Source organism: Streptomyces sp. NPDC001843, from assembly GCF_042891955.1.
Lineage (GTDB): Bacteria > Actinomycetota > Actinomycetes > Streptomycetales > Streptomycetaceae > Streptomyces.
The window spans coordinates 87,992-111,632 of the sequence record NZ_JBIATQ010000003.1 but is presented as its reverse complement, the minus strand read 5'-3'; the positions used below and the strand labels follow the sequence as shown (position 1 = coordinate 111,632).

Here is a 23,641-nt window from a genome sequence, read left to right as displayed (position 1 = left end):
CGCTCCGGATAGGCTGAACGCATGACGCGAGCCGAGCAGCCCACGGCCCACAACCCGGCCCCCGACGACGACCTGGTGGCGGACTCCCGTGAGCGTGCGGTCCGTGCGCTGCTGCGCCGGCCGCAGCTCAAGCAGCTGTGGAGCGCCCAACTGGTGAGCGGTGTCGGCGACACCCTGGCGCTCCTCGTACTCGTGCTCCTGGCCCTCCAGGCGGCGATCGCCGAAGGGTCGTTCGGCGGTGGCTACCGGGGCGTGGCGTTCGCAGTGGCGACCGTCTTCGCGGTGCGCATCCTGGCGACCCTGATCTTCGGCGCCGTCCTCCTCGGACCGCTCACGTCGCTCACCTCCCAGGAGGGGCCGCTCGACCGCCGCTGGACCATGGTCGGCGCCGACGGGGTGCGTGCCGCCCTGCTGATCGTCGCCCCGCTGTGGATCGACTGGACCCCGGACAACGCGCTGGCCGCCCTGCTGGTCACCGCGTTCGTCGTCGGTGTCGCCGAGCGACTGTGGACCGTGTGCCGGGAGAGCGCGGCCCCCGCGCTGCTGCCCGCCCCGCCCCCGGAGGGCGCCACGGTGCGGCCGCTGCCCGACCACATGGACGCCCTGCGCCGGCTGTCGCTGCGCACCACCTTCCTCGCGATTCCCCTCGCGGCCGCCACCCTCGTCGTCGCGTCCCTGCTCAACAACGCCCTGGGCACCGGGATCGCCTGGTTCGACCAGCACCAGGCGGCCCTCGGGGCGTACGTGGCGGCCGGGATGTTCGCCGGTTCCCTGTCCCTGCTGACCGCCCTGGAACTGCCCGCCACGCGCACTCCCCGCGCGCGGTCCCCGCTCGAGGGACTGCGCCGCCCCAGGACCGCGACCGGCGTCGACAAGGGCCGTACGGGCGCGTTGCCGCTGCTCGTCCTGGCCTGTGCCGCCGTCGCCGCGGCGATTGCGGCCGCCGTGGCCGTGGCCGTGCTGCACGCCAAGGACCTGGGCGGTGGCCCGGTGCTGTACGGGCTGCTGGTGCTCGCGCTGACCGGCGGGGTCGTCGTCGGCATCCGTACGGCGCGGTCCGTGCTGCCCTCGCTGTCCCGCCGCCGGCTGTTGGCGCTGGCGATCGCCGTCACCGGCATCGCGCTGCTCGCCGCCGGTCTCGTCCCCGACGTCACCAGCGTGCTGCTGATCTCCGCGCTGGCGGGCGTCAGCGCGGGCGTCGCCGCCAACACCGGGCACGCGCTCCTCGACCAGGAGGCCGAGGAGTCCCGCCGACCGCGCACGACCGAGCACCTGCACACGGTCGTACGGGTGTTCGTGGCGCTCGCCGTGCTGATCGCCCCCGTGGTGGCGGCGCTCATCGGCCCGCACCGCCTGGAGAACGGCAGGTTCGTGTTCGCGCACGGCGGCGCCGCCTTCACGCTGATGCTGGTCGGCGCGCTGCTGCTGCCGGTGGCCGCACTGGTGCTGGCCAAGGCCGACGACCGCTCCGGGGTGCCGCTGCGGCACGACCTGCGGGACGCGCTGCTCGGTGGCGACGACCCGGCGACGGTTCCCGCGGACAACGGATTCTTCATCGCCCTGGAGGGCGGCGACGGCGCCGGCAAGTCCACCCAGGCCGAGGCGCTCGCCGAGTGGATCCGGGCCAAGGGCCACGAGGTCGTGCTCACCCGCGAGCCCGGGGCGACGCCAGTGGGCAAGCGGCTGCGTTCCATCCTGCTGGACGTGTCGTCGGCGGGCCTGTCCCACCGCGCCGAGGCGCTGCTGTACGCCGCGGACCGGGCGGAGCACGTCGACACCGTCGTACGGCCCGCCCTGGAGCGCGGGGCCGTCGTCATCTCCGACCGGTACATCGACTCCTCGGTCGCCTACCAGGGGGCGGGCCGCGATCTGTCCCCGACCGAGATCGCCCGTATCAACCGCTGGGCGACCAACGGCCTGGTCCCGCACCTGACCGTGCTGCTGGACGTCTCACCGGAGACCGCGCGCGAGCGGTTCACGGAGGCACCGGACCGGCTGGAGTCGGAGCCCGCCGAGTTCCACGCGCGCGTGCGGGCCGGTTTCCTCACCCTCGCCGCCTCCGACCCCGGCCGCTACCTGGTCGTGGACGCCGGTCAGGAGCCCGAGGCCGTCACCAGCGTGATCCGCCACCGGCTCGACACCGTGCTGCCGCTGTCCGAGGCGGAGATCAAGGCGAGGGAGGAAGCCCGGAAGAAGGCCGAGGAGGAAGCCCGCCGCAAGGCCGAGGAGGAGGCCGCCCGCAAGGCCGAGGAGGAGCGGCTGGAGCGCGAGCGCCAGGAACAGCTCGCCCGGCTGCGCGCCGAGGAGGAGGAGCGCAAGCGGCGCGAGCTGGAGGAGGCGCAGCGGCGGGAGGCCGAGCGGCAGGCGGAGGAGGCCCGGCAGCGGGCCGAGGAGGCCCGCAGGCGCGCCGAGGAGGAACGGGCCCGGCTGCTCGCCGAGGAGAAGGCCCGCGCCGAGGAGGAGGCCCGCCGCAAGGCCGAGGAGGAACGGCGGCGCAAGCAGGCCGAGGAGGAGGCCCGGCTGCGCGCCGAGGCCGAGGCCCAGCGCATGGAGAAGCAGCGGAAGGCCGAGCAGGCGTTGCTGCGCGCCGAGGAGGCCCGCAGGGCGGCCGAGCGGGCCGCCGCCGAGGCGCAGGCCGGCCCGCGTCCGGTGGTGCCCCACGTCGACGACGTCCCGCCGGAGGCGGTGACCGTGCCGACGCCGGTGGTGACGCCGAAGAACGCGTCCGGCGGACCGGCGGAGGAGACGGCCGTGCTGCGGCCGGTCCGGGACCGGGAGTCCGACTCGGAGGTGACGACGGAACTGCCGCAGCCGCCGGCGCCCTCCGGGGCGGCGGACGAGACCGCGGTGCTGCCGCCCGTGGCGCCCGGATCGGCCGACGACACCGCCGTACTGCCACCAGTGGCGCCGGGGCCGGCGGACGAGACGGCCGTGCTGCCCCCGGTGCGGGACGGCGACCCCGCGGACCGGGTACCGCGGGACTTCTTCCGCGAGGAGCGGGCGGCGGGCCCCGACGGTTCCGACGACCGGACGCGCGAGCTGCCGCAGGTCGACGGGAACGGCTCACCGCGGCGGCGGGAGCGGCCCGACTGGGCCGAGGAGACGCCGCTGGACGACCTGCCGAGCCTCGCGGACGAACTGCTCGGACCGCACGGGGACGACGAGGAGCCCGGCGGGGGGCGCGGACGCCGGCGGGGCCGGGGGCGTTGAGCCCCCGCACCCGGCCGGCCGGGCCGTTGTCAGTGCCGCCCCGCACAATGGACTGCGCAAGACGAACGTGACGGAAGGGCGGCGTGACCCATGACCGTGTGGGACGACCTCGTCGGTCAGGAGAAGGTGAGCGCGGTACTCGAGGCCGCCGCTCGGGACGCCGACGCCCTCGTCACCGCGGCCGCCGCCGACGCGCCCCCGCCGGAGGCGTCGAGGATGACGCACGCCTGGCTGTTCACGGGCCCGCCGGGCGCGGGCCGCAACCAGACGGCCCGGGCCTTCGCCGCCGCGCTGCAGTGCGTCAGCCCCGACCGGGCCCTCGGCGGAGCCCCCGGCTGCGGCTTCTGCGACGGCTGCCACACGGCACTGGTCGGCACCCACGCCGACGTCAGCACGGTCGCCGCGGTCGGCGCCGAGATCCTGGTGAAGGACATGCGGGACACCGTCCGCAAGTCGTTCACCGCCCCGGCGAACGGCCGCTGGCAGATCATCCTCGTCGAGGACGCCGAGCGGCTGAACGAGAAGTCCGCCAACGCCGTCCTCAAGGCCGTGGAGGAGCCCGCCCCCCGCACGGTGTGGCTGCTGTGCGCGCCCTCGATCGAGGACGTCCTGCCCACCATCCGCTCCCGCTGCCGCCACCTCACCCTGCGCACCCCCTCGGTCGCCGCCGTCGCCGACATGCTCGTACGACGCGAGGGCGTCGAGCCGGACGTGGCCGCCGCGGCGGCCCGCGCCACACAGGGCCATGTCGACCGGGCCCGCCGCCTGGCCACCGACCCGGCCGCCCGCGAGCGCCGCGCCGCCGTGCTGAAGCTGCCGCTGCGCCTCGACGAGGTCGGCGCCTGCCTCAAGGCCGCCCAGGAACTGGTCGACGCGGCGGCGGAGGACGCCAAACAGCTCGCCGAGGAGATGGACGGCAAGGAGACCGAGGAGCTGAAGGCGGCCCTCGGCGCGGCCCAGGGCGGCCGGCTGCCGCGCGGTACGGCGGGCGTGATGAAGGACCTGGAGGACATGCAGAAGCGGCGCAGGACCCGCACCCAGCGCGACAGCCTGGACGTCGCGCTGGGCGACCTCACCGCGTTCTACCGCGACGTCCTCGCCCTCCAGCTCGGCTCCCGCGTGGCGATCGCCAACACGGACGCCGAGGACGCCCTGGAGCGGCTCGCCCGGGGCAGCACCCCGGAAGCCACGCTCCGCCGCATCGAGGCGATCGCCGGCTGCCGTGAGGCCCTCGACCGCAACGTGGCGCCGCTGCTGGCGGTGGAGGCGATGACAATGGCCCTGAGAGCGGGGTGACCGGCACGCGCAGGTTGACGGCATCACCCGTAAGAGGCACGGCGCACACGTAGGGCATCCGAACCATGGCACAGCGTTACGCTCGCCTGATGCACCTCAGGCGAATCCTCCGCCCGACAGCCCAGACCTTCCGTTTGACCAAGCCCCCGAGAACCCCGGCGGCATCCCTCCTGGTGGCCGCCGCGCTGCTCGTCTCCGCCTGCAGCTCCGGCACGGCGACGAGTGCGACGAGCGCCGCCCCGGCCGAAGCCGCGCTGGCCGCGCTGCCCCGCGCCACCCCGGCCGCCCTCACCTCGTACTACACACAGAAGCTGACGTGGCGCGACTGCGGTGCCCCCGGCTTCCAGTGCGCCACCATGAAAGCCCCCCTGGACTACTCCGACCCCGGCGCGGGCGACATCCGGCTCGCCGTCGCCCGCAAGAAGGCCACCGGCAAGGGCAAGCCCCTGGGCTCGCTCATGGTCAATCCCGGCGGCCCGGGCGGCTCGGCGGTCGCCTACCTGCAGAGTTACGCCGGCGTCGGCTACCCGGCCCCGGTCCGCGCCCGCTACGACATGGTCGCGATGGATCCGCGCGGCGTCGCCCGCAGCGAGCCCGTCGAATGCCTCAGCGCGCGGCAGATGGACGCGTACACCCAGACGGACGTCACACCCGACGACCAGAAGGAGACGAACGCGCTGGTCAAGGCGTACAAGAAGTTCGCCGAGGGCTGCGCCGCGCACGAGGCCCGGCTGCTCCGCCACGTCTCCACGGTGGAGGCGGCCCGTGACATGGACATCCTGCGGGCCGTGCTCGGCGACCCGAAGCTGAACTACGTAGGGGCGTCCTACGGCACGTTCCTCGGGGCCACGTACGCGGGTCTGTTCCCGGGGCGCGTGGGCCGACTCGTCCTGGACGGCGCGATGGACCCCTCCCTCTCCGCACGCCGGCTGAACCTGGACCAGACCGCGGGCTTCGAGACGGCCTTCCAGGCCTTCGCGAAGGACTGTGTACGGCACAGCGACTGCTCGCTCGGCCGGAAGGGCACGACGCCCGCCCAGGTGGGCGACCACCTCAAGGCCTTCTTCCGCAAGCTGGACGCCCAACCCGTCCCGGCCGGCGACCCGGGCGGACGCAAGCTCGGCGAGGCCCTCGCCACAACCGGGGTGATCGCAGCGATGTACGACCAGGAGGCCTGGCCGCAGCTGCGCGCGGCGCTGACCTCGGCGATGCGGAAGAACGACGGCGCCGGGCTGCTGGCCCTCTCCGACAGCTACTACGAGCGCGACCCCGAGGGCCACTACACCAACCTGATGTACGCCAACGCCGCCGTGAACTGCCTGGACCTGCCGTCCGCGTTCACCGGCCCCGGCCAGGTCGAGCAGGCCCTGCCCGCCTTCGAGAAGGCGTCCCCCGTCTTCGGCGAAGGCCTCGCCTGGTCCTCCCTGAACTGCGCGTACTGGCCGGTGAGGCCCACCGGCGAACCCCACCGCATCTCGGCCGAGGGCGCCGCCCCGATCGTCGTGGTCGGCACCACCCGCGACCCGGCCACCCCCTACCCCTGGGCCCGCTCCCTCGCCCACCAGCTCTCCTCCGGCCGGCTCCTCACCTACGTCGGCGACGGCCACACCGCCTACGGCCGCGGCAGCGCCTGCATCGACTCCGCGATCAACACCTACCTCCTCCACGGCACCCCGCCCGCCCGGGGCAAGCGCTGCACCTAGCCCTGCCCCCAGCCCCGCCACACGTCCCGGAGCCCCCACTCCGGGGCGTGTGCAGAGCACCCCCGGAAACTGTGTAGACTTACCGACGTTGCTGATCGCACCATGGTGCGGACAGCGCGCCGCCTTAGCTCAGATGGCCAGAGCAACGCACTCGTAATGCGTAGGTCTCGGGTTCGAATCCCGAAGGCGGCTCCACTGAAGCCCCAGGTCAGACGCCGTCTGGTCTGGGGTTTCTTATGTCCTTGATCGAACTGTGGTCTATGGCATTGTCCTGCGAGGCCGTACGAGGGCTGGATGGGTCCAAGGTGGGGCCGGGAGAGCCTTACTGCTCGGTGGGGTACAAGAGGAAAGGCGGCGGCCCCGAGAGTTCCCGGGGCCACCGCCTGCGTGTACGTCCCTCTCAGGGCTCGTGTCCTGCCCTCCTCATGCCGTCTGCCGCTTGAGCGTCCTCGCCGTGACCGCCATCCCCGCGAGCACCGCCGCCGTCAGCGTGCCGATGACGGAGGTGACGACGGTGCCGGCGTTCAGGTGCAGGCTGACGTCCGAGGAGGTGGCTTCGGACAGGCCCGCCGCCATACCTGCCAGCGGGGGCAGCGGGACCAGGACACCGAGGGCGGCGCCGATGACGACGACCAGGGTGGTCTCGCCGGCCGAGGTGAACAGGAGCTGGCGGACGGTGCCGCCGGCCGACTTCATCACTCCGAAGTCGCGGCGCCGGCCGTGGGCCGCCATGGCCATGCTGTTGGCGACGGCGATGACGCTGTAGCCGACGGCGATGACGATCAGCATCATGGCGAGGGAGTCGGTGAGCTTGGCGTCGGTGTTGTAGTCGGCCAGGGCGTACTCGGCGGCGTCGTGCAGCGCCACTCCGGGCACCGCGGCCGAGGCCTTGGCGCCGGCGGGGACGAAGATGTCGTCGGTGAGCGCGGCCGGGTCGTGGGCGCGGACCAGGTCACGGGCGACCACGAAGTCACCGCGGGCCGGGTCGTCGGGCAGCACCTTGGCGACGGTGAGCGTGACGGTGGCGCCGTCCGCGAACCGCACCGGGACGTCCTGGCCCTGCTTCAGGCCCAGCTCGCGGGCCGTCTTCTCGCCCAGGACGGCCTGTCCCTGCCTGTTCCACTTCGGGTCCCGGCTGCCCAGGACGTCCAGGACGGTGGCCGCGCAGGCGTCCCCCGCCTTCTTCGGCTCGACGAACGCGCGGGTCGGCAGGGCGGCCTTGCCGACCGGGTTGGCGGCGACGACCTCGTCGGTGTTGCCCGGGGTGCCGTCCGGCGTGACGATCGTCTGGCCCGCGACCTTCAGTGCCTCGCCGGCCGGGTATGCGACCCGCATCGTCTCGACCATGCCGCTGAGCAGGACCGCGAAGCCGACAGCGGCGATCACCGGGGCCACCAGGGAGGCGGCGCGGCCCGGGTTGGCGACCAGTTCGGCCCGGATCAGGACCGGGGCGGCCTTGCCGCCGCGCTGGAACGGGGCGGTCAGGATCCGGCCGACGGGTGCGACGAACACGGGAGCCAGCAGGGCCGCCGCGACGATCAGCGTCATCGTGGCGAAGATCGCCATGTTGATGCGGTTGTCGGCGGTGGAGGTGGCGGTGCCGATGGCGAGCACGACACCGAGAGCCAGGACGGACAGGCCGGCGATCCAGCGACCACGTCCCATGCCCTTGTTGGCCGAGCGGCTGTCGAGCAGCGCCTCGAGAGGGGCGACCTTGGCGGCCTTGCGGCCCGCGCTCCAGGCGCCGATCACGCTGACGCCGATACCGATCACGGAGGCCACCAGCAGCGGCCAGGCGGCGATGGTGATCCGCATGCCGGGCGGGGTGACGTCCAGGCCCCGGAGGATCGAGAGCAGCAGCGGCGTCGCGGCCACACCGGCCACGCAGCCCGCGATCGAGCCGGCCAGGCCGACCACGGCGGCCTCACCGAGGATCATGCGGCGGATCTGCTTCGGCGAGGCGCCGATGGTGCGCAGGAGGCCGATCTCGCGGCGGCGCATCCCGGTCGACAGGACGAGTATCGAGGCCACCACGAACACCGTGGTGAACAGGCCCAGGATGGCCATGGCGCTGATCAGTTGGACGCCGAGGAAGCGCTTGTGCTCGATGTACTCGGGCTGCGGCTCGGACCGCCCGTCGCCGGAGACCACGCTGCCGTGCTCGCCGACGACCTTCTTCGCCGCGGCGACGATCGCACCGGTGCCGGCGCCCTTGTCGGGAATCAGGGCGATGGTGGCGACACCGGGCTGCTGCCTAGCGGCGAACTCCTCGCTGAAGTAGTAGCCGGGACCGTTCACGGTGCCGACGACCTTGAACTGCTCGCGTCCTTGCGTGACGTTGACGGTCAGCTCGCTGCCGACGGCCGCACCGAGGGCGCGGTCGACGACGACCTCGTCCGCTGCGGCGGGGGCCCGGCCGGAGACCAGCTCGTACGGCGCCATCCGCACGCTGGAGAAGCCGTGCCCGGACTCCAGGGCGCCCTCGTCGTTGACGGGCCTGCCGTCCTTGATCGCCTGGGCGTAGAAGGAGCGGTCCACCACCGCGGCGGCGACGCCCGGGACCTTCTTCAGGCCGGAGACCAGCGGCTCGGCCTCGGACTTGCTCCAGGGCATCCGGTCCTTGGGGCTGCCGTCGGCGTCGACGGCATGCGGCGGCAGGGCGAGGGCCGCGGTGCCTTCGTAGCGCGGCTGGACCTTGGCTTTGGCGGAGTCGTAGATGACCAGGGTGGTGGTGATCAGTCCCACGCCGACCAGGACGGCGACGAAGGCGCCGAGGAAGCCGGACCAGCGTTCACGGACGTTCGCGAGGATCAGCATGTCTCTCAGGCCTCCAGCCGGGCCATGTGGGTGGCGATCGCCGCGGCGTTGTTCACACCGGCCTGGCGGTCGAGCGAGATGCGGTCGGCGATGCGACCGTCCTTGAGGAAGACGACGACGTCGGCGTGGGCGGCGGCCACCGGGTCGTGGGTGACCATCAGGGTGGTCTGGCCCTCCTGGTCCACCAGCATCCGCATCATCCGCAGCACCTCGCGCGAGGTGACGGTGTCCAGGGCGCCGGTCGGCTCGTCCGCGAAGAGGACGTCGGGGCGGGTGACTAGGGCACGGGCGAGGGCGACGCGCTGCTGCTGACCGCCGGAGAGCTCACTGGGACGGTGTCCGGCGCGCTCGGCGAGTCCGACGGAGGCGAGCGCCTGCTCGACCTGCTCACGGCTGACCTTGCGGCCGGCGAACCGGGACGGCAGCTCCACGTTCTGCGCGGCCGTCAAAGACTCGACCAGGTTGAAGGCCTGGAACACGAAGCCGACGTGCTTACGGCGCAGTTCGGTGCGCTCCTTCTCGTTCTGCCGGCCGATGTCCGCACCCGCGAGGACGATCTTTCCCTCGGAGGGCTGCTCCAGGCCGGCCGCGCACTGCAACAGGGTCGACTTGCCGGAACCGGAGGGGCCCATGATCGCGGTGAAGGTGCCGCGGGGGAAGCCGAGGGAGACGCCGTCCAGAGCGGTCACCTGGCGTCCGCCGGTGCCGTGCACTTTGCGGAGGCCGTGGAGTTCGACCGCGTTGTCTGTGGGGGTGAGGCGGCTCGTCGTCGTCATGCGTCGATTTCACCGTGCGGGGGTGGTCGGGGCACTGATCCGCTCTCTACTCCTGAGGTAGAGCCAGTACTACCTCCACGCGCTCGGACGGTCCGGTGCGCCCGCTCAACGGGGGCCTGCTGGGCGGGCGGAGATGGCTCAGAGGTCTCCCGGGTACGTTGAGCGCATGCGACCCACGACGGCCTGGCAGGCCATGGCTCAGCGTCCGCTGAGCTTTCTGACCTCCAGCTGGCCCTGGCGGTCCCTCGCGTATCTGAGCGGCGGCGTCCTGGTCGGTGCCGCGGCGGTCCTCGTCTTCGCGCTCGGCCTGGCCGCGGGCCTGACCCTCCTCGTCGTGCTGATCGGCGTGGCACCGCTGGTCGGCCTGATCCTCGCCTCCACGGTGGTGGCCACGGTGGAGCGCCGGCGGCTGCGGCTGGTGGACCTCGACCGGCTGACCGACCCGCACCGCCGCCCGGACGCTACGGGCCTGCGCGGCTGGGTGGCCACCCGGCTCAAGGAGCAGGCCACCTGGCGGGAGCTGGTCTTCACGCTGGTGTCGGCCGCGGCCCTGTGGTGGCTCGACCTGCTGGTGCTCGGCTTCTCGTTCGGGGTGCCGGCCACGCTGATCGCCGCGACCTCCCGGGAGACCTGGCCGTGGACGGTGTTCGCCGGGATCGTGCTGCTGTCCTCGCCCTACACGGTGACGTCGTGGGCCGGAGCGCGCGCCGCCATGGCCCGCACGTTCCTCGCCCCGCGGGACAGGGAGCTGGGCGAGGAGCTGCGCGAGGTGCGCGCTTCCCAGTCGCGCCTGCTGGACTCCTTCGACGCCGAGCGCGTGCGGATCGAGCGTGACCTGCACGATGGGGCCCAGCAGCACCTCGTGTCCCTGGGAATGACGCTGGGCCTCATGCGCCTGGACGTCGAGGAGGGCGCCGCGCAGGACGAACTGCTCACCCGGGCTGAGACCCAACTCTCCACCGCACAACAGGAGTTGCGTGCCCTGATTCGGGGCCTCAACCCGCCGGTCCTCGCCGACCACGGACTCGTCGCGGCGATCGAGGACTACGCGGGCCGCTTCCCGATCCCGGTGACCGTGGACCTGAAACTGCCCCAGCGGCTGCCCAGAAAGCTCGAGACGACGATGTACTACGTGATCAACGAGGCCATGACGAACATCGCCAAACACAGCGGCGCCACGATCGCGCACGTCCACGGTCGCTACCATTCCGACCTGTTCATCCTCGACATCACGGACGACGGCCGGGGCGGACTCGACCCCGCGGGCAGCGGCGTGACCGGTCTCGCGGACCGGGTCGCCGCTCTCGACGGCCGGATGCGGGTGTCGAGTCCGGTCGGTGGTCCCACCCTGGTGCACGTGGAGGTCCCGTGTCACTTCGCCTGATTGTGGCCGAGGACGCCGTGCTGCTGCGCGAAGGCCTGGTCGGACTGCTGGAACGGGTCGGCCATGACGTGGTGGCGGCCGTCGGCGACGCCGACGCCCTGGTCGATGCGGTCCGTGCCGAACGACCCGACCTGATCGTGACGGACGTCCGGATGCCGCCCTCGCTCGGCGACGACGGACTGCGCGCGTCGGTCGAGTTGCGCACGGAGTTCCCCGGACTGCCCGTGCTGGTGCTCAGCCAGTACGTGGAACGGTCGTACGCCCTGCGCCTGCTGGACTCGGACGGCGGTGCCGGGGTGGGCTACCTGCTCAAGGAGCGGGTGAGCGCGGTGGCGGACTTCACCTCCGCGATCGAACGGGTCGCCGCCGGCGGGACCGTGGTGGACCCCGAGGTCATCCAGCAACTGGTCCGGCTGCGCCAGGACCCGCTGGAGCGGCTCAGCGCCCGCGAGCGCGAGGTGCTCGCGCTGATCGCGGAGGGCCGCAGCAACGCGAGCCTGGCCAAGCACCTGTTCATCACCGAGGCGGCCGTGAACAAGCACATCGGCAACATCTTCAGCAAGCTGGACCTCCCGGTGGACACGGAGGGGCATCGCCGGGTGCTCGCGGTGCTGGCGTATCTGCGGGCGTGAGGGCCCGCGCTGTTGCGGGCGCCCGGCCGCTGAAGCGGGAAACCCCGCCCGCCCCTGGCGAGGGGCGGGCGGGGTTTCGTGTGCGGGCTCAGTCGCACATGGCGACCAGGACGCGGCGCGTGCCCCCGAAGGGGCGGCGGCCGTGGGCCGTCAAGACCGGATGACCTCAGGTCGTCCTCACCGGAGCACTGCTGCTCCCGTGATCTCGGCCGCTGAGCTCGGCGTCGAGTGTCTCCTGGGCCACGCGCATGGTCTCGGCGTACACCGGGTCCTGCAGCCGATGCCACATCTCGTCCGCAGAGACGTCGGTGACACGGCTGACCACCCACCAGATGTTGCCGAAGGGGTCCTTGACGCGCCCTCCGCGTTGTCCGAACGCGTCGTCCGCCACAGCGGTGACGATCCGGCCGCCGGCTGCGACGGCTCGTGAGAACGCCGTGTCCGCGTCGGCGACGAACACGCGCAGCAGGCTCGGCACGGCGGGCCAGTCCGCGTGTCGGTCGAAGGCCAGTACGACGGTGTCACCGACCCGGATCTCACCGTGGCCGATCAAGCCGTCCTCGGTTCGTACCCGCGCCAGCTCCTCACCCCCGAACGCCTGGGACACGAAGTCGAGGAAAGCCCCTGTGTCGTCGGTGACGACCCAGGGAGCGACGGTGGTGTAGCCCGCCGGGGCGGCGTTGCTCTGTCCGGACATCACGGTCCTTCCGCGGATGACGGTTGCCGGCAGCGACGGTAGGTGCGAAGTAGGCCAGATCCTGTCCTGCACGCCGGCGAGCCCGCGGGTCATCACGGGCGGCTACGGCAGGGCGTTTCGCCCTGCCCCGGCAGGACCAGCCCCGTCTCATAGGCCACCACCACCGCCTGGGCCCGGTCGCGGAGGCGGAGTTTGGCGAGGATGCGGGCGACGTGGGTTTTCACCGTGGACTCGCTGAGGTGGAAGCGGGTGGCGAGTTCGGTGTTGCTCAGGCCGGTGCCCAGGGCGCGGAGGACTTCCAGTTCGCGGGGGGTGAGGGGGGCGAGGTCGCGGTGCAGGGCGGGGGAGTGGGTGTCGCCGCGGGCGACGAAGCGTTCCACCAGGCGCCTTGTGATGGCGGGGGCCAGGAGGGCGTCGCCGCTGCGGGCGAGGCGGACGGCGGCGACCAGGTGTTCCGGGGTGACGTCCTTGAGGAGGAAGCCGCTGGCGCCGGCGGTGAGGGCGGCGTAGACGTAGCGGTCGAGGTCGAAGGTGGTCAGCATGACGACGCGGGGCGGCTCGGACGCGGCGCCGGACAGGATGCGCCGCGTGGCCTCCAGGCCGTCGGTGCCGGGCATCCGGATGTCCATCAGGACCAGGTCGGGGTGGGTGCGCTGGACCGCGTCGATCGCCTCGTCCCCGTCGGCGGCCTCTGCGACGACGTCGATGCCGTCCGCTGCCAGGATCATGCCGAAGCCCGTGCGGACCAGCGCCTGGTCGTCGGCGATCACCACGCGTGGTGGCCGGGTCATGGGAGTTCCTCGGCCGGGGGCGCGGCGGGGATGTCCGCTCGGAGCCGGAAGCCGCCGGTGGGGGGTTCGTCCGTCCGCAGCGTGCCTCCATAGAGGGCGAGGCGTTCGCGCAGTCCGGTCAGGCCACGGCCGCCGCCGGGGCCGGCCGGTGCCGCGGGGGTGCCGCCGGTGTCGGACACCTCGATGCGGACGGCGTCCGGGGTGTGGTCGACGGCGACCCGGACGCGGGCGCCGGCGGCGTGCTTGACCGTGTTGGTCAGCGCCTCCTGCACCACGCGGTACCCGGCCAGGTCGGCCCCGGCGGGCAGCGGCACCGGGGTGCCGGTGACCGTCAGTTCGACGGGTACGCCGGTCGCCCGCATGCGTGCGGTGAGGGCGTCCACCTGCGCCAGGCCCGGTTGCGGCGACAGTTCCTCGTCGGGCGGGTCTTCACCCGGCTCCGCGGCCGCCATGGTGAGCAGGCCCATGACATGGCGCAGTTCGGCCATCGCGGTGCGGCCGCCGGCCTCGACGGCGAGAAGCGCCTCGCGTGCCCGGTCGGGCGCGGCGTCCATCACCTTGCGGGCCGCGCCCGCCTGGATGACCATCACGCTCACATTGTGGGTGACGACGTCGTGCAACTCGCGTGCGATGCGGGAGCGTTCGCGTTCCACGGCCAGCCGGGTGGCTGTCTGCTGCTCCTGCCGCAGGAGGTGTACGCGCTGTTTCCAGGCGTGCACCGCGCCGGCACCCAGACCCACGCCGAGCAGTGCGAGGAACGGCAGCAGACCAGGCGTGAGCTGCGGGAACGTCTGGTCGTGGTACACGGCCAGCAGGCCGGCACCGGCCACCACACTGGCCAGGGCCCACACCCGGTGCGGGCTGTACACGGCGGCGCTGTATGCGGCGACCACACAGGAGAGGAAGGTGTAGACGGTCGCGTCGCCCGCCCCCTGTCGTGTCCCGAAGGCCAGGCTCACGCCGGTCACCGCCCAGAACGCGGTCAGCGGATACCGCCTGCGCGCCACCAGGAGCAGGGCCGTCAGGGCCGCGAGGAGCAGGACGTCGGACGGGACGGCCGCCGGATAGAGGCCCCGCGCACCACCGTGCGCCGGCAGCGACTCCGGCGGAACAGGTGGGTCCGGTGGAACAAGTGGATCCGGTGGAACAAATGGTTCCGCTGGAAGGGGTGGTTCCGGTGGAACGGGCGGGCCACCCACGGCCGAGGGAGCCGGAAAACCGGCGTGGTCCTGCCGCAGCGTACTGACCACCGTGCACGCGGCCAGTACGACGGCGAGGCCCCCGTCGGCCGCCCAGGCCCACCGGGACGGCCGCGGCACCGGGCCCCGGCCCAGCACCGGCCCCCGGACCGGCAGCGGCACGCGGGCCCGCAACGAGGCGACGCCGGACCGCCACCACCGCGCGATCCCCGCCCCCAAAGCCCCCACTACCCCCGCAGCCCCGGTCATGCGCCCAGTGTGGCAAGCCCCCCTCCCGGCCACATCCCTCCCGGCGCGGACGGCACGGCGGGGCGCTACACCCCCCGGCTACATCGCGAGGATGACGCCCCCGCCGGGTCATCCGGGAACGGCAGCCGGTTTCGCCGTCGCGACCGACGCCCCGGTCGCCCTCCGGCGCCTACCTTCGGCCCGTCCCGCAACCATCCGCCGCTGGAGGCCCCATGGCACCGAACGTGCCCGTCATCGACATCCGCGAGGTCACCAGAACGTACGGCGAAGACCCCCCGGCCCTCGCCGACGTGACGCTGAGCGTGCGTGCCGGAGAGGCGGTCGCCGTCCTCGGTCCGTCCGGCAGCGGCAAGTCGACGCTGCTCAACCTGATCGCCGGGCTCGACCGGCCGAGCACGGGCAGCGTCACGGTCGACGGGCTGCGCGTGGACGCGCTGAGCGAGGCCGGGTCGGCGCGGTACCGGCGGACGAGGATCGGCATGGTCTTCCAGTTCTTCAACCTCCTCGACGACCTGACCGTCACCGACAACGTGCTGCTCCCCGCCCAACTGGCGGGCCTGTCCCGCGGGGAGGCGCGCACCCGTGCCGCCGGGCTGCTGGAGTCCCTGCGCATCGACCGCCACGCCGACGCCTACCCCGGCCGGTTGTCCGGCGGCGAACGGCAACGCGTCGCGGTTGCCCGGGCTCTGATGAACCGTCCGGCCCTGCTGCTGGCCGACGAGCCGACGGGCGCGCTGGACACCGCGTCCGGCGACGACGTCCGGGCACTGCTGGCCGACCTCAACGCGGCAGGGCAGACGATCGTCCTGGTCACCCACGACCTGGCGCTGGCCCGCTCCTGTGCCACCCGCACCGTCGAACTGGTCGACGGCCGGATCGTCCGCGACAGCGGGCACGTGGCACCGGCGGCGACCCGATGAGCGCCCTCGGCCGGGTGGTACGCGCCGGAGTCGGGCGGCGCCGCGTGCAGACCGCCGTGCTGATCCTGACCACGTTCATGTCGGTGACCGCCGCCGTCCTCGCCGCCGGACTGCTCGTCGCGTCCCGGGCGCCCTTCGACCACGCCTTCGCGCAGCGCCACGGCGCCCATCTCACCGTGCGGTTCGACGGGACGAAGGCGACGGCGGCGCGGCTCGCGGCCACCGCCCGCACGTCCGGAGTGTCCGCCGCGGCGGGCCCCTTCCGGACCCTCTCGGTACGCCCGCGCACGGCCTCCGCCTCGGACTTCCTCCCGTCCGGTGCCGACCTGCCCCCGATGACCGTCGCCGGCCGGGCGTCCGCCGGTGGCCCGGTGGACCGGGTCCGGCTCGCGGAGGGGACCTGGGCGACCCGCCCCGGCCAGATCGTGCTGGCCCTGGGCACGGTCCCCGTGGACCGGGGCGCCCGGCTGACGTTCCCCGGTGCGCCGGGGAGCCCGACGCTCACCGTGGTCGGCATCGCCCGTTCGGTGACCGGCACCGCGGACGCCTGGGTGACTCCCGCGCAGGCCGAGGCCCTGAACGGGACGGGTGGCGCACCCTCGTACGAGATGCTCTACCGCTTCCGCCACGCCGGTACGGACGCCCAAGTGGCCGCCGACCGTGCGGCGGTCGGTGCGGCGGTGCCGAAGGGGGCGATGACCGGGGCGGAGTCGTATCTGACCGTCAGGCAGCAGGAGACCGCCAACGCGATGGCGTTCGTGCCCTTCCTGGCCGCCTTCGGTGTCCTCGGACTGCTGCTGTCGGTACTGGTCATCGGCATCGTGGTGAGCGGTGCGGTGGGCAGCGCCACCCGTCGCATCGGCATCCTCAAGTCCCTCGGCTTCACTCCGGCACAGGTGGTGCGGGCCTACCTCGGGCAGGCGCTGATCCCGGCGGCGGTCGGCTGCGCACCGGGGCTGGTCCTGGGCAACCTGCTGGCCGTACCGGTGCTCGGTGACGTCGGCGAGGCCTTCGACGGGCCGACGGCCTCGATACCGGTGTGGATCGACCTCGCGGTGCCCGCCGCCGTCCTCGTCCTGGTGGCGCTCGCCGCTCTGCCGCCCGCGCTGCGCGCCGGGCGCCTGCGCACCGTCGAGGCCATCCGAGTGGGGCGCACGCCCCGCGCGGGACGGGGGCGCGTGGCGCGGCGGCTGACAGGGCGGCTGCCCGTGCCGCGTGCGGTGGGGCTCGGGCTGGCGCACCCCTTCGCGCATCCGGCGCGTACCGCCACGACGGCCGCCGCGGTCGCCTTCGGCGCCGCCACCGTCACCTTCGGGGTCGGGCTCGCCCTGACCCTCGGGGACGTGCAGTCGGACCGCATGCTCGACTCGGCCGGTTCGGTGGTCGTGGCGGCGGGCGGCCCGCAGGCCCCACCCGGCGCCCGGGCGGTGCCCGCGGACGGCGGGCAGGACGAGCCGAAGGCCGACCCGGCCCGGATCGCGGCCGCACTCCGCGTCCAGCCGGGCACCGCCCGCTTCTACGGCACCGCCCAGGCGGAGGTGGGCGCGTCCGGGATCACCGGCGCCACCACCGTGGTCGCGTACCAGGGCGATTCCTCCTGGGGCGCCCCGCGGCTGGTCTTCGGGCACTGGCTGGACGGCCCGGGACAAGCGGTCGTCACCCGCCGCTTCCTCCAGGCCGCCGACATCCACGTCGGCGACACGGTGACCCTGACCGAGCAGGGACGCCGCACCTCGGTACGGATCGTCGGCGAGGCGTTCTTCACCGAGGGCCAGGGCATGGGGCTCCTCACCCGCACCTCCACCCTCGCGGACCTGGGGCTCGACGCGACACCGGGCCGGTACCAGGTGCGGACGAAACCGGGTACGGACCTCGGGCACTACCTCGCCTCGCTGAGTACCGCCCTCCGGCCGGCCGGCGCGGTCGCCATGGCGAACAGCGAGAACACGTCCGGCGTGATCGCCGCCATGGACGCGCTGATCGGCACGCTCACCCTGATGCTGGCCGGGGTGGCGGGCCTGGGCGTCCTCAACACGGTCGTCCTCGACACCCGCGACCGCGTCCACGACCTCGGCGTCCTCAAGGCACTGGGGATGAGCCCCCGGCAGACCGTGACCATGATCGTCACCTCGGTCGCCGGAATCGGCCTGCTCGCCGGCCTCGCCGCGGTGCCGGCCGGGGTCGCCCTGCACCGCTACGTCACCCCGCTGATGGGCGACGCGGTCGGCCTGACCCTGCCCCGGTCGTACATCGCCGTCTACCACGCACCCCAACTCGCCCTGCTCGCCCTCGGCGGGCTGGCCGTCGCGGTCACGGGCGCACTGCTGCCGGCCGGATGGGCGGCCCGGGGAGACACCGTCGGGGCACTGCGCACCGAATGAGCGGGCGCGCGCCGGGGCGTGTGTTCGTGGAGGGGTTGCGCGAACCGGCGGGGGAGCGGGACAAGGACCCCGGTCGTTCACCTCCGACGACCGGGGTCCTCTTGCGTCCCCGGACCCGGCCTGCGGCGACACTCCCCCGAGTTACGCGTCCTACGCGCGCGTCGTCGGGCCGGATCCGATGACACGATCACATCAGGACGCACCAACGGATCGCTAACATGTGGTCAGCGGTTCTTCCGGAGGCTGCCGGCCGGTTGGCGTGAATTCGCCGGACGAGAGTGGCAGTAGCCAGGAACCGTAGCGGATTCCGGCGGTAACCGGCAGAGGAGGAGTGGCGGGAAACCGCCGGAGACAGGGCGGGATTCCGCCACGGACGGCGGGGCGCCCGCCGCGGAGCACGGTCGGCCACGACCGCGTGGGAAGGCAGTGAACGGCGTGATGCGGCGGTGCGAGCTGCGGTTCGGACTGCTGGGACCGCCCGTTCTGTACGACCGTGCGCCGTACGGGATTTCGTACAACGGCACGGACGACGTCACGGCTGGCCCATGCGACGCCTCGAACGACGCCCAGGACGACGTCGACGACCCGCTGGTCCACGACGCCCGCGCCCACGACACCGGTGACCGCAGCGGCTCGGCCCCCTCGGTCCGGCCGATCGGCAGCCCCAAGGTGCGCGCCCTGCTCGCGGCGCTGCTGCTGGAGGCCGGCCGGGTGGTGCCGGTCGACTCGCTCAAGGACGCCCTGTGGGGCGGCGCGCCGCCCGCGTCCGCGCAGGCCTCGCTGCACAACCACGTCACGCGGTTGCGCCGGCTCCTCGACGACCCGGAGCGGCTGCGCGCCGTGCCCCCGGGGTATCGGCTCCGCGTCGACGACGGCGAGTTGGACGTGCACGTCTTCGACGCGCGCCTCGGCGAGGCGCGGGCCGCGCACGGCCGCCGGGACTGGGCCGGCGTGCTGCGGGCCTGCACGGCGGCGCTCGCGCTGTGGCGAGGGGCGCCGCTGAGCGGGCTGCCCGCCGAACTCGGCGGATACGCCCTCGCCCAGCGCCTGGAGGAGGCACGGCTGCTGCTGCTGGAGTGGCGGTACGACGCCGAGCTGGGCCTCGGCGGCCCCCGGCTGACCGCGCTGGTGCCGGAGCTGGCCGCCCTGGTGGCCGAGCATCCGCTGCGCGAGACCTTCCACCGTCAGCTCATGCTCGCGCTGCACCGCACCGGCCGCCAGGCCGAGGCCCTCGCCGTCCACCGCGACCTGCGCACCCGCCTGGTCGAGGAACTCGGCATCGAGCCCGGCCCGGCGGTGCGCAGCGCCCATATCGAGGTGCTGCGGGAGACCGGGGACCCGGCCGCCGCCGGGAGCGGCCCGGGGAAGGGCCCGTACGACGATCCGCACGGGGGCTCGCGCAAGGGCTCCCACGCGGGTCCGCACGAAGGTCCGCAGGAGGGCTCCCACGCGAGTCCCCACGCGGGCTCCCCCGGGGGGCCGCGCGAGGGTCACCCGCCCGCGGGTGAAGGGCCGTTCGAGGACGGGGGCGGAGGCGTAGGCCCGCGCCGGCCGCGCCCCGGCGGCGAGCGGACGGATCCCGAGGTGAGCGCCGCGCACACGGGCCGGGAGGACGGCTCGCCGTCCGGGAGGGGCACCGCGGGCCCGTCGCTCGCCCCCGCATCTACGCGCGAGGACGCCGTCCCGGTCGCCCGGACGCCCCGGCCCGCGCAGCTTCCGCCGCCGCCCGCCCACTTCACCGGCCGCAGGGACGTCGTCCACGACCTGCGCCGGGCCCTCACCGCACCCGGTGCGGACGGGGGCGACGCCCGGACCCCCGTCGTCGCCGTCATCAGCGGCATGGCAGGCGTCGGCAAGAGCGCCATGGCCCTGCATGTGGCACATGAGCTGCGGAAACGTTTCCCTGACGGGCAGCTCTACGTCAGCCTGCACGGCGCGACCCCCGGCATGTCCCCGCTGCCCGCCGCCCAGGCCCTCGGCACCCTGCTGCGCGACCTCGGTGCCGACCCCCGGAGCATCCCCGAACACCCCGACGCGGCCGCCGCGTTGCTGCGCTCGCTGCTCGCGCCGACCCGCACCCTGCTGGTGCTGGACGACGCGGCGAACGCCGCGCAGGTACGGCCGCTGCTGCCGGCCGGCCCCGGATGCGCGGTGATCGTCACCAGCCGCTCCCCGCTGACCGCCCTCGACGGCGCCCGCCGCTTCCCGCTCGGGCCGCTGACCGGCGAGGACAGCGCGGAGCTGCTGCGCACGGTCTCCGGCCGCGACGGACTCGACGCCGGTCACCCCCTCGTCGAGCTCACCGGCCGCCTGCCGCTCGCCCTGCGTGTGGTCGCCGCCCGGCTGGCCGCCCGCCGCGCCCTCACCCCGGACGTCCTGGCGGACCAACTGGCCGCCACCGAAAGCCGCCTGCACCAACTGGAGTACGACGACCTGAGCGTCCGCCGCTCCTTGGCCGTCGCGCACGACGCGCTCGCCGCCTCCGTGCGCGAGGCCGACCGGGACGCGGCCCGCGCCCTGCGCCGCATCGGCGCCCTGGACCTGCCCAGCTACGGCGCTGCCCTGATCGCCCGCCTCACCGGCACCGACGAACGCCGGGCCGAGGCCGCACTGGACCGCCTGGTCGACGTCGCGCTCCTGGAGGAGACCGCGTACGGCCGTTACGCACCCCACGACCTGGTCCGCGACTTCGCCCGCGAACTCACCGGCGACGGCGAGGACACCGCCGTCGCCGGCACCGCCCTGCGCTGGTACGCCGCCGTCGCCGAGCGCACCCTCACCGCGATCGTGGAACCCGGCCTCGACCAGGACGACCGCCGCCGTCCGACCGCCGCCCAGCCACCCGCCCATACGGCGGACGTGCGGGCCGTGCCCGCCTTCGGCTCCGCCGAGGAGGCCTTCGCCTGGGGCGACCGGGAGCTGGCGAACGTGGTCGCCCTGGCCGAGCGGTACGCCGAGACGCCCGACGACCGGCAGGCCGCGCACCTGTCCACCCTGGTCCGGCTGTTCTTCCCGTACGTCCAGCGCAGCGGCCGGGTCGCCGAGATGGAGGTGCTCGGCCGGGCCGCCCTCGGTGCCGCGCGGCGGCTCGGCGACGAGGCGGCCGAGGCCTACGCGCTCGGCGACCTCGCGGGCCTGCACTTCCTGACCGGCAGGCAGGGCGACGCCCTCGCCCTCACCGACCGGGCCCTGACGATCTGGCGCCGGCTCGGCCGGGTCTCCTGGATCCGGCGCTGTCTCAACAACCGGGGACTGCTGCTCGAGGGCCTCGGCCGGTACGCGGAGTCGGGGGACGCGCTGCGGCAGAGCCTGGAGTACTCGCGGCAGCTCGACGACCCCTACGGCGAGGCCATCACCTACAGCCACCTCGGCAATCTGTACGAGCACACCGACCCGCGCGCCGCCATAGAGCAGCACCGGCGCTCGCTGGCGATCGGGGACGCGATCGGCGCCGTCATCGTGCAGCACTCCGCGCACTGCAACATCGGCTACGCCCATCTCGCACTCGGCGAACCGGCCGCCGCCGCCGTCCACTTCGAGGAGAGCCTGCGCATCCTCGGCGGCCACGGCGACTGGCACGGGGAGTCCCAGACCCGGCTCGGCCTGGTCCGCGCGCTGCGGCAGCTGGGCCGCACCGGTCGGGCGGGACGCGAGTGCGCCGAACTGCTGCGCCGCGCTGACGCCCGCGCCGACCGCTACGTGGGCGGCCTCGCCCGCCACCAGCACGGGTTCCTGCTGCGGGAGACGGGCCTGGTGCGCGAGGCGTACCGTGCCTGGCGCGAGGCGCTCGCCGCTCTGGACGGCACCGACGAGAACGCGGTGGTCGCGGAGCTGCGGGAACTGCTCGGCGGGAACAACTGATCACTTCGCGTCGGCATAGCACTCCACCACCGCCGTCGTGAACGGGAACCTGACCGGCGTCTGTCCGAAGGTCAGTAGGCCCGCCAGGTCCGCCGCCTCCCGGATCGCCGCCACCACCGCCTCGGCCTCCGCCTCGGGACAGTGCACGATCACCTCGTCGTGCTGGAAGAAGACCAGCTCGGCGGCCATGCCCGCGCAGGCCCGGCGCAGCGCGGCGAGCATCAGCAGGGCCCAGTCGGCGGCGCTGCCCTGGACGACGAAGTTACGGGCGAAGCGGCCACGCGCGCGGGCGTCGGTGGAGGAGTGGCCGGGCGCCCAGGGGCGGTCGTCGGACTCGTCGTCCGGCGCGGTGACGGGGATGCCCGCCTCCTCGGCACCGTCGTCGGCGGCCCCCGCCACGGGCGGGCAGGTCCGCCCCAGCCAGGTCCGCACCAGCCGGCCCTCCTCACCGGCCCGCGCCGCGTCGTCCACGTACGCCACCGCCCTGGGGAAACGGCGTCTGAGCGCGGCGAGGTTCTTCAGGCCGTCGCCGGAGGTCTGGCCGTAGACCGCGCCGAGCACGGCGAGCTTGGCCTGCGCGCGGTCGCCGGAGAAAGCCCGGTCGGACACGGACTGGTAGAGGTCGCTCTCCCGGCCGGCCACCTCCATCAGCCCGGGGTCGCGGGAGATCGCCGCCAGCACCCGCGGCTCCATCTGGTCGGCGTCGGCGACCACCAGCCGCCAGCCGGGGTCGGCGACCACGGCCCGCCGGATCACCTTGGGGATCTGCAGTGCGCCCCCGCCGTTGGTGACCCAGCGTCCGCTGACCGTCCCGCCCGCGAGGAACTCAGGCCGGAACCGCCCGTCGCGCACCCAGTCCTGCAGCCAGGACCAGCCGTGCGCCACCCAGATGCGGTACAGCCTCTTGTACTCCAGCAGCGGCTTGACGGCCGGGTGATCGAGGGCGGCGATCTCCCAGCGGCGTGTGGACTTCACCTTGATGCCGGCCTGCGCGAAGGCCTTGACCACGTCGGCGGGCAGATCGGGCCGCACCCGGCGGCCGAACGCCGCGGACACCTCGTCGGCCAGCTCCGCCAGGCGGCGCGGCTCGCCCCCGCCCGCGTACCGCTCGCCGAGCAGGTCGCGCAGCAGCTCGCGGTGCACCTCGGCGCTCCACGGCAGCCCCGCCCGGTTCATCTCGGCGGCCACCAGCATCCCCGCCGACTCGGCCGCCGTCAGCAGCCGCATCCGGTCGGGGTGCGCGGCCCGGTCGTGCCGCCGCTGCTGCTCGGCGTAGACCGCGAGGAGGTCCGCCATCGGCAGGCGGGCGCCCTGCGGCTCGAACAGCGGGGACTGCGCACCGGGTTCGGCGGAGCGCTGCGGGGGATCGGGCGGTACGGGGCCGCCCCGGAGGCGGGCCAGGGCGGCGGCGGCCGAACGCGGCTCGCCGTACCGCCCCTCGTGACCCAGCAGGAGTGTCTCGGCGTCCTCGATGTCGTAACAGCGCTCCACTCGCACCCCCGTGGCGAGCAGACGCGGATAGACCTCGGCGGTCGACCGCCACACCCAGCGCGTCACCTCCGGGCGGCTCCGCACCGCCCCGGCGGGATCCGGCTCCCGCCGCACCGGCCCGCAGGGCAGCCCGTCCGGACCGAGGGGGGCGAGCTCCACGCCACCGTCCTCGGCCGGGGCGAGCGCCCAGCGGTCGGTCATGACTGCGAGTGTGGCAGGGGGGTCTGACAACGG

14 protein-coding genes and 1 tRNA gene are annotated in these 23,641 nt (G+C 74.0%); 9 read left to right on the top strand and 6 right to left on the bottom strand.

Going from position 1 to position 23,641, the window contains the following annotated elements; all coding sequences use genetic code 11:
* Positions 1-21 precede the first annotated feature (21 nt).
* From tmk to ACFYZQ_RS08915, 4 genes are all read left to right on the top strand, one after another.
* Entirely contained in the window at positions 22-3,210 is a 3,189-nt protein-coding gene (gene tmk, locus ACFYZQ_RS08930; protein ID WP_389143514.1) for a dTMP kinase, read from the top strand.
* 90 nt (positions 3,211-3,300) lie between these two features.
* On the top strand, positions 3,301-4,506 hold the full coding sequence (locus ACFYZQ_RS08925) for a DNA polymerase III subunit delta' (protein ID WP_389143511.1): 1,206 nt from the start codon (positions 3,301-3,303) through the stop codon (positions 4,504-4,506).
* Positions 4,507-4,595: 89 nt separating this feature from the next.
* The gene (locus ACFYZQ_RS08920) at positions 4,596-6,209 is read left to right on the top strand and encodes an alpha/beta hydrolase (protein WP_389143508.1); all 1,614 of its coding nucleotides are present in this window, start codon (positions 4,596-4,598) and stop codon (positions 6,207-6,209) included.
* A 118-nt stretch (positions 6,210-6,327) separates the two neighbouring features.
* A tRNA-Thr gene (locus ACFYZQ_RS08915) sits at positions 6,328-6,404 on the top strand.
* 228 nt (positions 6,405-6,632) lie between these two features.
* On the opposite strand, the gene ACFYZQ_RS08910 is transcribed toward ACFYZQ_RS08915, so the two are convergent.
* Both ACFYZQ_RS08910 and ACFYZQ_RS08905 read right to left on the bottom strand, forming a co-directional pair.
* On the bottom strand, positions 6,633-9,026 hold the full coding sequence (locus ACFYZQ_RS08910; protein WP_389143505.1) for an ABC transporter permease: 2,394 nt from the start codon (positions 9,024-9,026) through the stop codon (positions 6,633-6,635).
* A 5-nt stretch (positions 9,027-9,031) separates the two neighbouring features.
* Positions 9,032-9,802 carry an ABC transporter ATP-binding protein gene (locus ACFYZQ_RS08905; RefSeq protein WP_389143502.1) on the bottom strand — a complete coding sequence of 257 codons (771 nt, stop codon included), beginning with the start codon at positions 9,800-9,802 and terminating at the stop codon, positions 9,032-9,034.
* Between the two features lie 166 nt (positions 9,803-9,968).
* Between ACFYZQ_RS08905 and ACFYZQ_RS08900 the strand changes: the two genes are divergently transcribed.
* On the top strand, positions 9,969-11,186 hold the full coding sequence (locus ACFYZQ_RS08900; RefSeq protein WP_389143499.1) for a sensor histidine kinase: 1,218 nt from the start codon (positions 9,969-9,971) through the stop codon (positions 11,184-11,186).
* Positions 11,171-11,818 (top strand): response regulator, encoded by a 648-nt coding sequence (locus ACFYZQ_RS08895; protein ID WP_389143496.1) that lies wholly within the window; start codon positions 11,171-11,173, stop codon positions 11,816-11,818. The genes ACFYZQ_RS08900 and ACFYZQ_RS08895 overlap by 16 nt, the downstream gene beginning before the upstream one ends.
* 166 nt (positions 11,819-11,984) lie before the next feature.
* Here ACFYZQ_RS08895 and ACFYZQ_RS08890 read toward each other — a convergent pair whose 3' ends face one another.
* From ACFYZQ_RS08890 to ACFYZQ_RS08880, 3 genes are all read right to left on the bottom strand, one after another.
* On the bottom strand, positions 11,985-12,515 hold the full coding sequence (locus tag ACFYZQ_RS08890; protein WP_389143493.1) for a VOC family protein: 531 nt from the start codon (positions 12,513-12,515) through the stop codon (positions 11,985-11,987).
* Positions 12,516-12,607: 92 nt separating this feature from the next.
* On the bottom strand, positions 12,608-13,306 hold the full coding sequence (locus tag ACFYZQ_RS08885; RefSeq protein WP_389143490.1) for a response regulator: 699 nt from the start codon (positions 13,304-13,306) through the stop codon (positions 12,608-12,610).
* Entirely contained in the window at positions 13,303-14,754 is a 1,452-nt protein-coding gene (locus ACFYZQ_RS08880; protein WP_389143487.1) for a sensor histidine kinase, read from the bottom strand. The genes ACFYZQ_RS08885 and ACFYZQ_RS08880 overlap by 4 nt, the downstream gene beginning before the upstream one ends.
* Before the next feature lie 212 nt (positions 14,755-14,966).
* Between ACFYZQ_RS08880 and ACFYZQ_RS08875 the strand changes: the two genes are divergently transcribed.
* The 3 genes from ACFYZQ_RS08875 (at position 14,967) to ACFYZQ_RS08865 (ending at position 21,916) form a co-directional block, all read left to right on the top strand.
* Positions 14,967-15,674 (top strand): ABC transporter ATP-binding protein, encoded by a 708-nt coding sequence (locus ACFYZQ_RS08875; RefSeq protein WP_389143485.1) that lies wholly within the window; start codon positions 14,967-14,969, stop codon positions 15,672-15,674.
* Complete coding sequence (locus tag ACFYZQ_RS08870; RefSeq protein ID WP_389143482.1) at positions 15,671-18,055, top strand: FtsX-like permease family protein; 2,385 nt, start codon at positions 15,671-15,673, stop codon at positions 18,053-18,055. The genes ACFYZQ_RS08875 and ACFYZQ_RS08870 overlap by 4 nt, the downstream gene beginning before the upstream one ends.
* Before the next feature lie 438 nt (positions 18,056-18,493).
* Complete coding sequence (locus ACFYZQ_RS08865) at positions 18,494-21,916, top strand: BTAD domain-containing putative transcriptional regulator (protein WP_389144704.1); 3,423 nt, start codon at positions 18,494-18,496, stop codon at positions 21,914-21,916.
* Here ACFYZQ_RS08865 and ACFYZQ_RS08860 read toward each other — a convergent pair whose 3' ends face one another.
* Entirely contained in the window at positions 21,917-23,608 is a 1,692-nt protein-coding gene (locus ACFYZQ_RS08860) for a bifunctional 3'-5' exonuclease/DNA polymerase (RefSeq protein WP_389143479.1), read from the bottom strand. It abuts the gene before it with no gap.
* Positions 23,609-23,641 lie beyond the last annotated feature (33 nt).

Excerpts from the sequence above, each read along its gene's own strand:
- tmk (WP_389143514.1), top strand. The coding sequence starts at position 22 with ATGACGCGAGCCGAGCAGCCCACGGCCCACAACCCGGCCCCCGACGAC.
- ACFYZQ_RS08925 (WP_389143511.1), top strand. The coding sequence starts at position 3,301 with ATGACCGTGTGGGACGACCTCGTCGGTCAGGAGAAGGTGAGCGCGGTA.
- ACFYZQ_RS08920 (WP_389143508.1), top strand. The coding sequence starts at position 4,596 with ATGCACCTCAGGCGAATCCTCCGCCCGACAGCCCAGACCTTCCGTTTG.
- ACFYZQ_RS08910 (WP_389143505.1), bottom strand. The coding sequence starts at position 9,026 with ATGCTGATCCTCGCGAACGTCCGTGAACGCTGGTCCGGCTTCCTCGGC.
- ACFYZQ_RS08905 (WP_389143502.1), bottom strand. The coding sequence starts at position 9,802 with ATGACGACGACGAGCCGCCTCACCCCCACAGACAACGCGGTCGAACTC.
- ACFYZQ_RS08900 (WP_389143499.1), top strand. The coding sequence starts at position 9,969 with ATGCGACCCACGACGGCCTGGCAGGCCATGGCTCAGCGTCCGCTGAGC.
- ACFYZQ_RS08890 (WP_389143493.1), bottom strand. The coding sequence starts at position 12,515 with ATGTCCGGACAGAGCAACGCCGCCCCGGCGGGCTACACCACCGTCGCT.
- ACFYZQ_RS08885 (WP_389143490.1), bottom strand. The coding sequence starts at position 13,306 with ATGACCCGGCCACCACGCGTGGTGATCGCCGACGACCAGGCGCTGGTC.
- ACFYZQ_RS08880 (WP_389143487.1), bottom strand. The coding sequence starts at position 14,754 with ATGACCGGGGCTGCGGGGGTAGTGGGGGCTTTGGGGGCGGGGATCGCG.
- ACFYZQ_RS08875 (WP_389143485.1), top strand. The coding sequence starts at position 14,967 with ATGGCACCGAACGTGCCCGTCATCGACATCCGCGAGGTCACCAGAACG.
- ACFYZQ_RS08870 (WP_389143482.1), top strand. The coding sequence starts at position 15,671 with ATGAGCGCCCTCGGCCGGGTGGTACGCGCCGGAGTCGGGCGGCGCCGC.
- ACFYZQ_RS08865 (WP_389144704.1), top strand. The coding sequence starts at position 18,494 with ATGCGGCGGTGCGAGCTGCGGTTCGGACTGCTGGGACCGCCCGTTCTG.
- ACFYZQ_RS08860 (WP_389143479.1), bottom strand. The coding sequence starts at position 23,608 with ATGACCGACCGCTGGGCGCTCGCCCCGGCCGAGGACGGTGGCGTGGAG.